Here is a 12,458-nt window from a genome sequence, read left to right on the forward strand (position 1 = left end):
TCTCCTCATTCCTCAGTCGGTGCACATCGTCCCACCGGTGTTCCTCAGCCCCCGACACCCCACGCACACCACAACGGCCCCGCGGGCGGGTACGGAGCCCCCTCCATCCCGGTGCGGGCCGATCCCCCGCCGGAGGCACTGTTCTGGCGTTGTCACGTTGTTGAGTGTGCGAGCGCCTGACGGTGTGTCGGGTGTGGTGGAGCCGGGTTCCGGCTCCGGGCTCAGGCCGCGGCGGGCCGGCCGGCGGCGCCGGTGATCTGGTCCCAGACGGCGAAGCGGACGGACATCTCGGCTCGGTAGTCGTGCGCGGTCATCAGGTGTCGGCGGGGCCGGAAGTGGGGTGAGATGCCGCTGAACGCGGCCAGGAACCGCTGCGCGGCGCCCACGTTGCGGAAGCCCTTCATGGCCCGTTCGCGTTGCCGGGTGGGCTGGTGGCTGTTCTCGGCCCGGTTGTTCAGGCCCTCATGGGAACGGTGCTCGACGGAGGGCATGACCTCGCGGTGGGCCGCGCCGCAGGAGCGGAGCTTGTCCGTGACGATCACTCGCGGCACCTCGCCCGTCTTCGTCAGCAGCGTGCGGAAGAAGCGCCGGGCCGCGGCCGTGTCCCGGCGGCTCTGCACCAGGATGTCCAGCACCATCCCGTCCTGGTCGACAGCCCGCCACAGGTATTTCTGCTCACCGTTGAGCTTGATGAAGACCTCGTTCAGATGCCACGTGTCGCCGGGCCGGGGCCGCCGGCGGCGCAGGCCGCTGACGTACTGCTGACCGAACTTCGGGCACCAGCGCCGCACCGTCTCGCACGAGACGCTCACGCCGCGCTCCAGCATCAGCTCCTCGACCTCCCGGAAACTGAGCGGGAAGCGGAAGGACCGCCACACGCAGTGCGAGATCACCTCGACCGGATACCGGTGCCCCCTGTACGACGGCGCGCTGTCCACGGGCGGTCCCCCTCCACCGTGACCAGCCCGAGGATCCTCCCATCCTGTCAGCCAACGTGACCGCGCCAGTTCCAGTCCTCATCGATCGCCGCCAACGTGACAATGCCCCAGGCGGTGCTCCGGGCGGCGGCGCTGCCGGTCCGGGGCAGGGCGCCAAAGCGCCGTCCCCGACGCCCCGGGCTCGGAGGTTCGTCCGGGGCGGGTTGTGTTCCGTGTGGTTCGAACCCGTGATGATCCGCGTCGGTTCGGCGGTGTGGTTTCAGTGTTGTGTCAGCGATCCGGCGCGGTGTTGGCCCTGGTCGGGATGCTGGAGCGAGCCCGCAGCCCCGGACGCTCGATGGGCTCCTTCGCCCGCGCACCGGAGGACTTCTTCACCCCCACCATCTGGACCGGGTGCGATCTCGACCAGGTCCCCGCCGGCCTCGCGCCACCGCCGCACCAACACGAAAGACTGCGAGCCCTGGCGATAAGAGGGAACGGGCTGGTTACCGGGCGCCAGGCAGTCCATCACCCCAACTACCTTGGGAGACATATAGGTTGCCTTCCGCCTCGGCGCTTGCCACACTCGCCGGGGCCCAGGAAGAGACCTTCCGCCGGCACCGGATCATTCGTCCCCAGGGGGAAGACGCCTATGACATTCAACGCGCCCAGACGCGTTCTCGGCCGCGTCGCCGTCGTATTCACGATGGCTCTGACGCTGGCCGCCGGCACCACCGGGCTCCTCGCGAGCCCCGCTGCCCATGCCCAGCCCGCCGAATCAGGATCGCTCAGCTTCAGCGGCGACGCCGGCGACTACATCAGCGGTGGACAGTCCTACTCCTACTCCACCGCGTCGCAGGACAGGGTCGACGTCTCGAGCAGCACCGACAACAGGGTCATCTCGCTTTCGGTCGACGGGGCGAACGGCGACTGGTGGTACCTCGACCTCGCGGCCCCGTCCGGTCAGGCATTGGCACCGGGCCAGTACACCGGCGCCACCCGCTACCCGTTCAACGAGGCCGCCGAGCCCGGACTCGACCTCAGTGGCAACGGTCGCGGCTGCAACACTCTCACCGGCTCTTTCACCGTCTCCGACGTGGTGTTCGGGCCCAACGGCTACGTGCAGAGGCTCGACGCCACGTTCGAGCAGCACTGCGAGGGAGGCACTGCCGCCCTGCGTGGCGAGGTCCACATCGACAACCCGGCACCGCCCGCGGAGCTCGACCTCGGTCTGAACCTTGCGCTCGACGGTACCGCCAGCACACTGAACGGCAAGGCCACCGTGCACGGCACGGTGAGCTGCAGCGAGCCGGTCCGGGTGAACGTGTCGGGCACCGTCACGCAGGTCGCAAAGCGGGTCCTCATCAAGGGCTCGTACTCCACCTCGGTGGACTGCGCGCCAGGCACTCCGGCCGCATGGACGGCGACGGCGGACCCGACCGGAACCACCCCGTTCCAAAAGGGTGACGTCGAAGTCATGGCCCAGGCCTCGGCGACGGACCCCAACTACGGTACGACCGCCCGGGTGAGCGAGACCGCAGCGGTGCGCCTCCGCAAGGGCTGAAGCCCTGCTGCGCGAACGGCCCCGGCCACGCCTTTCGATGGCGCGGCCGGGGCCGTTCCTTGGTCAACGACACCTCCCGGAAGATTTCAAGTCCAGTGAGACGGTCGTGGCGCTATGAGGTTTGTGGCGCGGGCTCCCTGCGTCTGGCTGGGTCGTTGATCCATGCCTGCTGGGGTATCCGGGGTGGTCGGGGACGGCGGCCGAAGCGTTCGGGGTGGCGGGCGTATGCCTCGGCAAGGGTGACGGCCCGCTGGTCGCGCACCTCCTCGGCGGTGCCGAAGTGCACGCTGGCGGGCGTGTGCCAGCCGGTCCCCGAATGCCGGTGCTCGTGGTTGTAGTACGCGATGAACGCGTCGAACCACTCGCGGGCATGGGCCAGCGAATCGAACCGTTCGGGGTAGTCGGACATGTACTTCGTGGTCTTGAAGTGGGCCTCGCCGTAGGGGTTGTCGTTGGAGACCTTCGGCCGCGAGTGCGACCGCGTGACGCCGAGGTCGATCAGCAACTGCGAGACCTTCTTGGAGGTCATCGAGGTGCCGCGGTCGGCGTGCACGGTCCTCGGCACGATGCCGTTGCGGACGATGGCCTCGCGGATCAACTCCTCGGCCCGCTGGGACGATTCGGCCCGCTCGACGGTGTGGCCGACGACGTAGCGGCTGAAGATGTCGATGACGACGTAGGCGTGATACCAGACGCCCTTGACCGGTCCGGCCGCCTTGGTGATGTCCCAGGTGAACACCTGCGACGGGGCGGTGGCCACCAGCTCGGGCACCGTCTTCGCCGGGTGGGTGGCCTGGCGGCGGCGCTCGCCCACCTGCCCCTTCTCGCGCAGGATCCGGTACATCGTCGAGACCGAGCAGTGGTAGCGCCCGGCGTCCAGTTCGCGGGCCCAGATCTGCGCGGGCGGCAGCTCGGCGTACTCGACGCTGTTCATCAGCTCCAGTACCGCAGCCCGTTCCTCTGCCGTCAGGGCCGAGGGCTGGACCTGCGGCGAGCGGGGCCTGCGCGGTGGTGAGGGACGGAGCCGGCGGTAGTGGGTGGCCCGGGAGCGGCCGGTCAGCCGGCAGGCCGCGGTGATGCCCACCTCGCCCTCGATGCCGGCGAACGCGTCGTCGACCACCGGGTCGGCTGCGGCTCTCAGTCCGCGCCCTCGGAGATCATTTCCAAGAGCGCGGAAGCTTTTCCCATGACCTCCAACGCGGCCTTGTTCCGGGCCAGTTCCTTCTCCAACCGTTCCACCTGGCGGCGCAGCTTCTCGTTCTCCGTCTCTGCGGCCGACTTCTTGGGCCGGGCCGGACTGGTGCGCTGGTCGACCAGCTTCTCCAGCGCCCCGGCATCCCGCGCGGCCCGCCATTCCTTGACGTGCGAGTGGTAAAGGCGCTCGCGGCGCAGGACGGCGCCCTTCTCGTTCTTGGGTGCGGCGTCGTACTCGGCCACGATGCGCAGCTTGTACTCCGGGCTGAAGGAACGGCGCTTCGGCCTGGGGGCCGGGTCGGGCTCGGCGGGGTTGGTGCTGGTCATGAGGGGGTGGTTCTCCTGTCGTGCCCTCTCAGGCTAACCCGACGAAGCGGGGCGTCTCACCCAAGGCTGACAGAGAGGGGTTCCTCGGAGCCGAGCGCACCACGCAGATGCGCGTAACCGTGCGAGCGGAAGGCCTCGGCATGGTGGCCGATGCCGGGTGGGTCAACAGACATGCGCAGTCTCTCCTCACGCTCAAGGAGCGGGCAGTAATGAGGGGCACCCATCACAAGTGCGGATGTTCAGCGCAGCAGGCCCCGGTGGGCCGGCCATCCCGCCGCGATGTCGGACTCGAGCTGGCGCATGCGCGCGGTGACCACCTGGTCGAAGGCATCCAGGAACACCTGGTCCCCGTCGCGCGGACTGGCACCTTCGTCCTTGGCGGTGTACGCCTCCATGATGTCCGCCAGGCTCGTCCTTCCGGCCTGCACCCGGCCGATGATGTAGCGCTGTGCGCCCGGGAGGTCGGGGAAGGCTGCTTCCCGGTACAGGTACACGTCACCGAGCAGGTCCGTGACGACGGACACCTGCGGATATCCCCGTGGCCGTATCGTGGTGTGCGAGGGCATGGGCAGATGCCCCGGCGCACCCGCCCTGATGCTGTGCAGCGCATAACCGAAGTCGATGTCCAGCGTCGGCGTCAGCTCACGGGCCCGTTCCTCTGCCAGGCAGAGCGCGTCCAGAAGCTCCGACCGGTCGCTCTCCGCGAGTATTCCTTGGGGACGACCGCTGTAGTCCTCACGGAGCGTGAGGAAGTCCACCGGCCGCTCGGAGGAGGCCGTGTTGAGACGCGCGATGTACTCGATCACCTTGACCACTCGGGCGGCCCGACCGGGAAGGACCACGTAGTTCAGCCCGACCCGCACCGGCTCGTGGCGTTCGGCGCGCAGGCGCAGGAAGTCCTGGATGTTCTTGGTGACGCGTTCGAAGGCGCCTGCGCGCGTCGTGGTCGTACGGAACTCCTCCTCGTCCGTTCCGTACAGCGAGGTCCGAATCGAGAAGGCCCGCCACAGCCCCGGCTGACGCCTCAGGGCGTGCTCGGTGAGGGCGTAGGAGTTGGTGTAGAGCGACACGGAGAAGCCGCGTTCCGCCGCGCGACTGATGAGGCTGCCCAGGCCCGGATTGGTCAGGGGCTCCAGACCACCCGACACGTAGAAGGTGAACGGGTCCGCCGTGGGAGCCTCGTCGATGACGGAGGCGAGCGCGGCGTTGCCTTCCGCCAGGTCGGCCGCATGATAGCGGGCGCCGGTCACCCTGGCGCAGAAGCTGCAACGGAACATGCAGGTCGGGCCGGGATACAGACCAATGCGGGCAGGGAAGGCCGGCTTGTTCTCCAGTACGGCGTCGAAGGCACCGGCCCGTTCCAGCGGCAGGACCGTGTTGGTCCAGTACTTGGCGGCGGGCCCCCGCACCACCGACTCCCGGACGGCCGGCGTGGTGCGGAGGACCTCCACGAGCCGGGCGAAGGACCCACGGTCCATGCGCAACTCGGCCCGGGCGTCCTCCAGCGGTGTGAAGGGCTCGGTGCTGTACCGGCGGGCCAGCGTCACCAGCTTCCCGGCGTGCTCCCTCACCGTGTCCCAGTCGTTCGCGGAAACAGCCAGACCCGTGCGCTCCAGGGGCTCGGCGACATACCGCATCAGGGCGGCCGCTGCGGCCTCACCGTCGGCCTCGGGCCGGCAGCACGCGTCCAGGACGGCCTTTTGGGCCTGACCGGCCAGCGCGTCCTCCACCGAGCGAACCCCTTCGAGCACCGGCCCCGCGGCCCTGGCCGCAAGGGGCCACCGCGCCCACCCGTCGGAGCCTTCGGATGCACCGGCCGCGTCGGACACGTGGCGCAGGAAGGAGTCGACGGCGAGATCGAGCGTGCGGGGGCCGCCCGCTCCCAGCACCGTCTGCCCCTGCGGCCCGGTGAGCACCGCCGGCTCGGTACGCCAGTCGACGACCCACGTCGGACTGTCGCGGTAGCCGATGGTGAGTTCCCGGACCTGTGCGGGGGCGTTGCGCAGGATCCGGCAGCGCACAGCGACCCCGCCCCAGGTGAAGGCGGCGTCGAACCCGTCGTCCGCGAAGCGCGGCGTCGCACTGTCCAAGCACAGTTCACCGGGACCGAACACCGTGGTCAGCACGCTCAGTACGTGCGGAAACAAGTCACGGCAGGCGGAGACGGTCAGGTCCGTGCGGCGTCGCTCCCCGTGCCGGACCACTTCGCGCGGCTCGTGCCAGACGAAACCCACCTGTGTGGGCGCGGGCATGCCGGCCACCAGGTCGCGGAGTTCCTCCACCCAGGCGGCTAGCAGGAACTCGTGGTCGATGCCCAGGGCGACGCGGTGCTCGGCGGCCAGCTCGATGAGCTCGCGCTCCTGTGCCGCCGTCTCGACGAACGGCTTCTCCACCAGGACGGGCACCTTCCCCCGCAGCAGGGCGGCCGCAGCGGCGAAGTGTTCCGAGGCACGCGTGGCCACCACGGCCGCCGTCACGCCCCGTACCTCGGACAGGTCGGCGGCAACGGTGATCCGGGCCGGGTCCCCCCGCTCGCCGGCGCGGGACTCGGCCAGCCGGCGCTCGAACCTGTCCCGGTTCTGCCGGGTGACCACGGTGATCCGCTCGACGAGCGGGTGGGCGACGAGGGTACGAGTGAGGATCCTGCCCCATCGGCCGCCGCCCACCACGGCCACATGGGCGCCCGGGACCGAGGCCCGTGCTGCCGGGGTGTCCGGGCCCGTCATAGGGCGGGTCCGAACTCGAGATTGGACATGCCGCCGAGCCGGTACTGCAGGGTGGGCCTGCAGGTATAGGCGATGGGGACGTGCAGGGCCCGCAGCTGTTCGAGAAGGATGTCGTCCTCACCCACGCGCTGCTCGGCCTCCTGGGGGGTGCGTGGCCGGTGCAGGCGGAGCGTCTGCAGCAGCCGGCGGTCGAAGAGCCACTCACCCATGTCGACCATGCCCTGGGCGTCCTCGTGCACGAAGTCGGAGCTGTCCCGGACGACCGGGCTGCCGGTGTCCATGACGCCCAGCGGGGAGAGAGCCTGGAGGCGCTCGACGGCCGCGGCGCCCGGCGAGAGCCAGGGGAAGCGGTCCACGGTGGCAGGGTCGCCCCCGGCGCTGATGAGCGCCCGCCAGGAGTGCACGGCGGGGGAGCCCTGTTCGGCCAGGGCGAGCAGACTCGAAAGGTGGTCGGGCTCCCACATGTTGTCGTCGTCGAGGAAGGCGACGTAGTCACCGTCGCAGGCCCGTACGGCGAGCTCCCGCAGCATGCCGATGCGCTCGACCGAACGGGCGGGCAGCGAGTCGGTGGAGATGCGGACGACCCGGTCGGGAGCAGTCATGTCTAGGTCAAGAAGTGCGGTCTCGGGGCTGTCGACCCAGACAGTTATCCGCACGGTCGCCCCGGTGTCCTGCGTGGCGACGCTGGCGAGCGCCTCCTTGATCGTCGGCCGGTCGCCGGTGGTGATGACGACGACGTCGACGGTCGGTGCGGTGGCCGGCACGGTGAAGGCGGCCTCGCTTCCGCTCTCCAGCGCGACGAGCACCTCGGCCAGCGACCGGACCGTCCCGGCGGGGGCGAGGAACGCCTGGTGCGGCACCACCACGTACCGCGTGTGCCAGGTGCCCGAGACCGGGACCGGCCGCTCCGTGCTCCCTGAGGCCGCCAGATACTGCTTGACCGTGTCCGGCCGGTACAACGAACTTTCCGGAATCGGCGGATACACACGGTCCAGCACCAGGCCGGTCTTCTCCTGGACGGCGGCGACCACCTCCTCGGGGGTGCCCGCGCCTTCGGGGACGCGCAGCGCCATGCCGTAGAAGGCGCCGGAGGCGAGGGCCCCGGGATCGTACCGGGGCAGCCACCCCGACCCCGCCAGATGCTCGACGAAGGACGTGGCGCCTTCGGCCCGACGCCGGGCCTGGGCCGGGAACTTGCCCAGCTGATCCAGCAGCAGACCCGCGGCCGTCTCCGACAGGGCGTGATTGGCGCCGTGCAGGCGCCCGGCGGCGACCAGGTCATGCGTGGCGGTGGCGGCCACCTCGTCGGTGAACCGCCGGGAGTCCATTACCGCGGACTGCAGACGTGCGGCCATCTCGGGGTCGTCGGTGAGGAGGGCCCCTCCCTCACCGCAGGTGAGCACCTTCGTCGCCTGGAAGCTCATGATGGTGACATCGCCCAGACAGCCGATACGGCGGCCGTCGGACATCAGCGCGAGCTGGCTGTGTGACGCGTCCTCGATGACCGGTACGCCCGGGTGGCGCGCGCGCAAGGCATCGATGTCGCAGTGCTGGGCGTACAGGTGGATGGCCAGAATCGCCGAGGGAGTGCCGGCCACGTCCCCCACAGGTCCGCAGGGGGAGTCGGGCGACGCGTCGTGGAAGACGGGGGTGGCGCCGACCCTGAGGATGGACGTGGCACATCCCGCCCATGTGGTGGCGGGCAGCAGCACGGTGTCTCCCGGGCCGATGCCGAGAGCGTGCAGCGCCACGACGATCGCGCTGGAGCCGTTGGTCGTCAGGACCGCGTGCCGCCGGCCGGTCATGGCGGCGAGCCGGTCCGCGGCGAGCCGGTTGCGCGACGCCCAGGCGCTCTTCGCTCCGCTGACGGACAGCCGGCCGCTCAGCATCGCGGCGGACAGCGCCTGCAACGACGATTCGTCAATCTCCGGCCAGGCAGGCCAGTTTTCCCGGTGCATCGGTGGAGTCCTTTCAGAAGTCATCCGCGACTAGCTGCCACATGTCGACGACCGTGTGGTGGCCTCGACGACGGGAAGCAGCCGTCGGGGAACCGAGGCGGGAGTGTGCGTGGGGGCGGGACCCATGGCGGGGCAGGAGCCAGGGGTGAGCGGGACGGTGTGGCTCTCGTAGGGCGGATAGGTCTCCTGCTCGAAGTCGGTGTACCGGTTCCGGTAGCACCAGTTGCACTCCTCGAAGCGCTTGAAGATGCCTTGTTCCCAGCGGACGTGCTCGGCCCTCAGCTGTCGGTACGCGTCACCGTTCCAGATCTCCTCGAACGAGTGGGTCCTCAGGTCTCCCAGGAGGTACCTGCCGCCGGGCTCCCCTATGAGGTGGTCGCAGAACCCGACCATCCCCTGGTGATTCACGTAGCAGTACATCCATGGATGGGTGCAGGTATGGGCGGCGTGCTGGGGCAGGGCCCACAGCTCGTCCAGTGCGGCGGCCAGGCGCACCTCTACGTTCTCCGCCTCGGCGAACTCGGCGGTCTCCCGCAGCGCGGTGGCCAGTTCCTGCCGGTGGAAGCGGAGGTTGTCGGGGTCGTCGTGCCCTGCGCTGAGCGGGTTGAGGTGCACACGGAATCCCAGGCGGCCGACGAGCCGGACGATCTCCCGCAGCTCACCGAGTGCCGCGGGCTGCACTACCACGTTGAGGTGCACGTTGTCCGTGCCGGTTCCGCACGCCTTCCCCTCGTCGGCGAGGATCTCCAGGTTCCGCAGGATGACGTCGAGTTTGGCGCCCCGCCGGAGCACGGACAGTGTGCTCTGCTCGGCGGCGTCGAGCGAGACCGCGATGAGCGCCTTGTGACGCATGAGCTTGCGCCACAGTTCCTCGTTGGGGACCGTCAGGTTGGTCACGAGCCGCAGGCGGCAGCCGTACGCCAGTGTCCTGTCCACGTACTCCGGGAAGTCACGGAGGATCGTGCTCTCCCCCCAGCCCCGGAGATCCACGATCTCCGCGGTCTCGAACAACTCCGACGCGACATGCTCGAACAGGTCGCGCGACATGTTCTTCGCCCTGTCGAACTTGGCGGCCGACCGGCACATCGGGCAGGACAGGTTGCAGTTCTCCGTGAGCTCGATGAACAGGACGCGTGGACGGCTCTTCAGCACCGTCGCCCCGCGCTCGAACTCCGCCGTTTTCAGCTGCCGGTTGCTGTCACGCCGGTTGCCGGTCAATCCACTGTGTGACGTAGGGACATCCATGGTCGATCAACCTTTCTCAGGAGGGCGGCCGTCCCGCGAACAGGGGTGCGCCGGCACTCGGGTCAGACCGAAGGACTGGTGAACACATCAGTGAGGTTTTCTCAACGATGATTACCAGGGTGGAGTTGGCCTGGCGCTCGCTGGTCCACGGCACGTCGGCGCATCCCCGAGCAGGCTGTCACCGCGGCGGCGAGTCTGCCGCTGCCAGAGGTCGCTCCTACGCTGTGGACCCATGGGGCTTTCGATATCAGTGGGACTCCTCTACGACCTGGCTCGCAATGACGCCGAGGGATTCGACCACCATCGCCGTGCCTTCGCCCGTCTCGGTCAGGCGCTCATGGCGAAGGGCATCAGCTGGCACGAGCCGGAGATCACCGATCCGCCGTGTGCCCACACCTTCTTCGGCGGCTTCCCCTACAGCTATCTGACCCAGCTGGACCGCATTCTGGTGCTCACGAACCGCGGCGAACCCGTCACACCCGCTGCGGCTGTCAGCAGGCTCCAGTACGACCGAGACTGCAAGAAAATCGACGACGAGATGTCGATGCTCTCCTCCCACCTGCTCTGTCACTCCAACACTGCTGGCTACTACGTGCCGGTCGACTTCCACGATCCGCTCTTCCTCCCCGACGAGGCGGAAGTCGAGGGCGGGGGAATGGTCGGCTCCAGCCACCGCCTGCTGGCCGAACTCTCAGACATCGCACCGTCGCTCGGCATCAACCTCGACGACGAAGGCGCTCTCTCCGGTTCGGGGGAGGCGGGGCCGGTTGTGGGTCTTGCGGCTGACAGACCGTTCGAGACGGAGCGTTTCGCCTGGTCTCTGCTCTACCGGGCATGCCTGGCAAGCATCGCCGGCGGCCACGCCATCGTGTTCCACTGACTCTTTCTCGGCAGCGATCATTTCCAGATTCTGTTGAGGACGAGGGCGGCGCGGGCGATGTCGCCGATTCGGCCGGGGCTGAGGGTGATGTGCTGCAGCGTGCGCCGGCGCTGCTTGAGCTCGGCGGCGGCACGCTCGCCGAGGGCTCGGATGCCTCGGATCAGGCTGTTGGTGGTTCGTGTGTCGGCGTCCAGGGCCTGCTCTGACTGGCCCTTGGGGCGGCGGACCGGGAGGAGGATGCCGATCCCGGCGCCGATGTAGCCCGTGTCGGCCAGGGTGGGCAGGCCGCCGGCCGCCGCCTTGTACAGCGCGGGCAGGGCGTGGATGCGGGCGGCGGTGATGTCGGGGACGCTGCCGGGTTCGGCGTCGGAGACCCACAGCGGGATGCCGTCCGGGGCGGCCAGGAACTGCCCGTTTCTGCCGAACGCCTTGTGTTTTTGGCTGAACCACCAGTCGTTGCCGTTGTCGCGGGCGCCGGCGAGGCGGTCCGTTTCGATGAGCGTGCCGTCCAGGATCACGTGGGTCATGCCTTCGTGTCGGCAGTGGTCCAGGACCTCGTGCAGGTCCGGGGCCTGGGCGGCGAGAACGTCGATGCCTTCGTGCAGGTAGCGGTAGCCGGTGGCCTGGGAGATGCCCGCGTCGCGGGCCAGGCAGTGGACGCAGCCGCGTTCGCGGAACCAGCGCAGGACCAGGACGGCCTGGCGGAACGGGCCGAGCGCGCGGCTGTTGCGCGGGGTGCCGATTCGGCGGCGGTGGGCGGCGAGCAGACGCGAGAGGTGGTCCACGACATGGCGCGGGACGTCGAGCGTGGCAGCATAGGTGACCAACGTGAAGCCTCTGGTGGTTACGGACATGATCTTGTGGTGAGACCTGTCCTACCAGGGGCTTTACGTCTGTCCGCGGCCAGGCCCGGTCCGTCCGGTCTGCTCGCGCATGGAGTGGTTCATGCCGCTTCGCGTAGATCATTTCGCTGAGAAAACGTCAGTGAGCGAGGAGCGGGTCCAGGGACGAACCTGCGCCGTCAGGGCTCGCACGACCCTGCTGTCCGCCCCTGCGGCCGCCCCTCGGTCGGTCTGGGTGAACCGGAACTGGTGGAACTCGCGCGCCAGCCCGACGGTGAACTCCCAGAAGGGGCGGTCGTTGCGCTCCAGTGCCCGCGCCAGCGCGGGGTCCGGCGCCGGCAGAGGGGACGTGCTCACCCCGCTCAGCAGGAGCAGCCGACCACCACAGCGCAGCGCCTCGGCCAGCACCCGGCACAGGGTCCGCTCGGGCAGCGCACGCCAGTAATCCGTGATCAGTACGAGGTCGAAGGCGGGCTCGACGAAGGGCAGCCGGGTGCCCAGCAGCTGAGCCGTTGCCCTGTCCTGGGCGCCGGGCAAGGGGTTGATCTCCGCGCTCGGCCGACGCAGTCCGGCCGGCCAGCCCTCGGAGGACCCCAGGAGGAGGACCCGTTCCGCCTTCTCGATCTCGGCCCGTACGCCGGGCAGTTCGCCCAGATGCGCGCAGTCGATGGCGGACGGCGGCAGCCGACGGGAAAAGGCCACCAGCTCGGGGGGGGTGCCTCTATGTCTTTCGTCAAGGCGTCCAGGTTTGGTTTGGGGTGGTTTGACTTGCTGGGGTCATGCGGCGAGTTCGACGTCCGTGGGG

Annotated in this window: 10 protein-coding genes; 2 read left to right on the forward strand and 8 right to left on the reverse strand. The window is 69.3% G+C overall.

Annotated features, from left to right (window positions below; all coding sequences use genetic code 11):
- Positions 1-221: 221 nt before the first annotated feature.
- Positions 222-938, reverse strand: coding sequence for an IS6 family transposase (locus AB0I73_RS38075; RefSeq protein ID WP_363044987.1), 717 nt, complete (start codon positions 936-938; stop codon positions 222-224).
- 685 nt (positions 939-1,623) lie between these two features.
- Between AB0I73_RS38075 and AB0I73_RS38080 the strand changes: the two genes are divergently transcribed.
- Positions 1,624-2,481 (forward strand): hypothetical protein, encoded by an 858-nt coding sequence (locus AB0I73_RS38080; protein ID WP_363044988.1) that lies wholly within the window; start codon positions 1,624-1,626, stop codon positions 2,479-2,481.
- A gap of 112 nt (positions 2,482-2,593) precedes the next feature.
- Here the strand turns inward: AB0I73_RS38080 and AB0I73_RS38085 are convergent, their stop codons facing one another.
- From AB0I73_RS38085 to AB0I73_RS38105, 5 genes are all read right to left on the reverse strand, one after another.
- Complete coding sequence (locus AB0I73_RS38085; protein WP_363044989.1) at positions 2,594-3,601, reverse strand: IS3 family transposase; 1,008 nt, start codon at positions 3,599-3,601, stop codon at positions 2,594-2,596.
- Positions 3,602-3,618: 17 nt separating this feature from the next.
- Positions 3,619-4,002 carry a hypothetical protein gene (locus tag AB0I73_RS38090; RefSeq protein ID WP_363044990.1) on the reverse strand — a complete coding sequence of 128 codons (384 nt, stop codon included), beginning with the start codon at positions 4,000-4,002 and terminating at the stop codon, positions 3,619-3,621.
- Positions 4,003-4,241: 239 nt separating this feature from the next.
- On the reverse strand, positions 4,242-6,728 hold the full coding sequence (gene desII / locus AB0I73_RS38095; protein WP_363044991.1) for a dTDP-4-amino-4,6-dideoxy-D-glucose ammonia-lyase: 2,487 nt from the start codon (positions 6,726-6,728) through the stop codon (positions 4,242-4,244).
- A complete protein-coding gene (locus AB0I73_RS38100; RefSeq protein ID WP_363044992.1) occupies positions 6,725-8,686 on the reverse strand; it encodes a DegT/DnrJ/EryC1/StrS family aminotransferase in 1,962 nt (653 codons plus the stop codon). The genes desII and AB0I73_RS38100 overlap by 4 nt, the downstream gene beginning before the upstream one ends.
- A gap of 30 nt (positions 8,687-8,716) precedes the next feature.
- Complete coding sequence (locus AB0I73_RS38105; RefSeq protein WP_363044993.1) at positions 8,717-9,904, reverse strand: radical SAM protein; 1,188 nt, start codon at positions 9,902-9,904, stop codon at positions 8,717-8,719.
- Between the two features lie 277 nt (positions 9,905-10,181).
- Here AB0I73_RS38105 and AB0I73_RS38110 point away from each other — a divergent pair, with 277 nt between their 5' ends.
- Positions 10,182-10,811, forward strand: coding sequence for a hypothetical protein (locus tag AB0I73_RS38110; protein ID WP_363044994.1), 630 nt, complete (start codon positions 10,182-10,184; stop codon positions 10,809-10,811).
- 17 nt (positions 10,812-10,828) lie between these two features.
- On the opposite strand, the gene AB0I73_RS38115 is transcribed toward AB0I73_RS38110, so the two are convergent.
- Both AB0I73_RS38115 and AB0I73_RS38120 read right to left on the reverse strand, forming a co-directional pair.
- Positions 10,829-11,638 (reverse strand): transposase family protein, encoded by an 810-nt coding sequence (locus tag AB0I73_RS38115; RefSeq protein ID WP_363044996.1) that lies wholly within the window; start codon positions 11,636-11,638, stop codon positions 10,829-10,831.
- Between the two features lie 135 nt (positions 11,639-11,773).
- On the reverse strand, positions 11,774-12,355 hold the full coding sequence (locus AB0I73_RS38120) for a hypothetical protein (RefSeq protein ID WP_363044995.1): 582 nt from the start codon (positions 12,353-12,355) through the stop codon (positions 11,774-11,776).
- Between the last annotated feature and the right edge of the window lie 103 nt (positions 12,356-12,458).

This window comes from Streptomyces sp. NPDC050388 (assembly GCF_040655635.1).
Classification (GTDB): Bacteria; Actinomycetota; Actinomycetes; order Streptomycetales; family Streptomycetaceae; genus Streptomyces.

What these genes read in the sequence shown, in the direction of transcription:
- AB0I73_RS38080 (WP_363044988.1), top strand. Translation starts at nt 1,624, where the DNA reads ATGGCTCTGACGCTGGCCGCCGGCACCACCGGGCTCCTCGCGAGCCCC.
- AB0I73_RS38090 (WP_363044990.1), bottom strand. Translation starts at nt 4,002, where the DNA reads ATGACCAGCACCAACCCCGCCGAGCCCGACCCGGCCCCCAGGCCGAAG.
- desII (WP_363044991.1), bottom strand. Translation starts at nt 6,728, where the DNA reads ATGACGGGCCCGGACACCCCGGCAGCACGGGCCTCGGTCCCGGGCGCC.
- AB0I73_RS38100 (WP_363044992.1), bottom strand. Translation starts at nt 8,686, where the DNA reads ATGCACCGGGAAAACTGGCCTGCCTGGCCGGAGATTGACGAATCGTCG.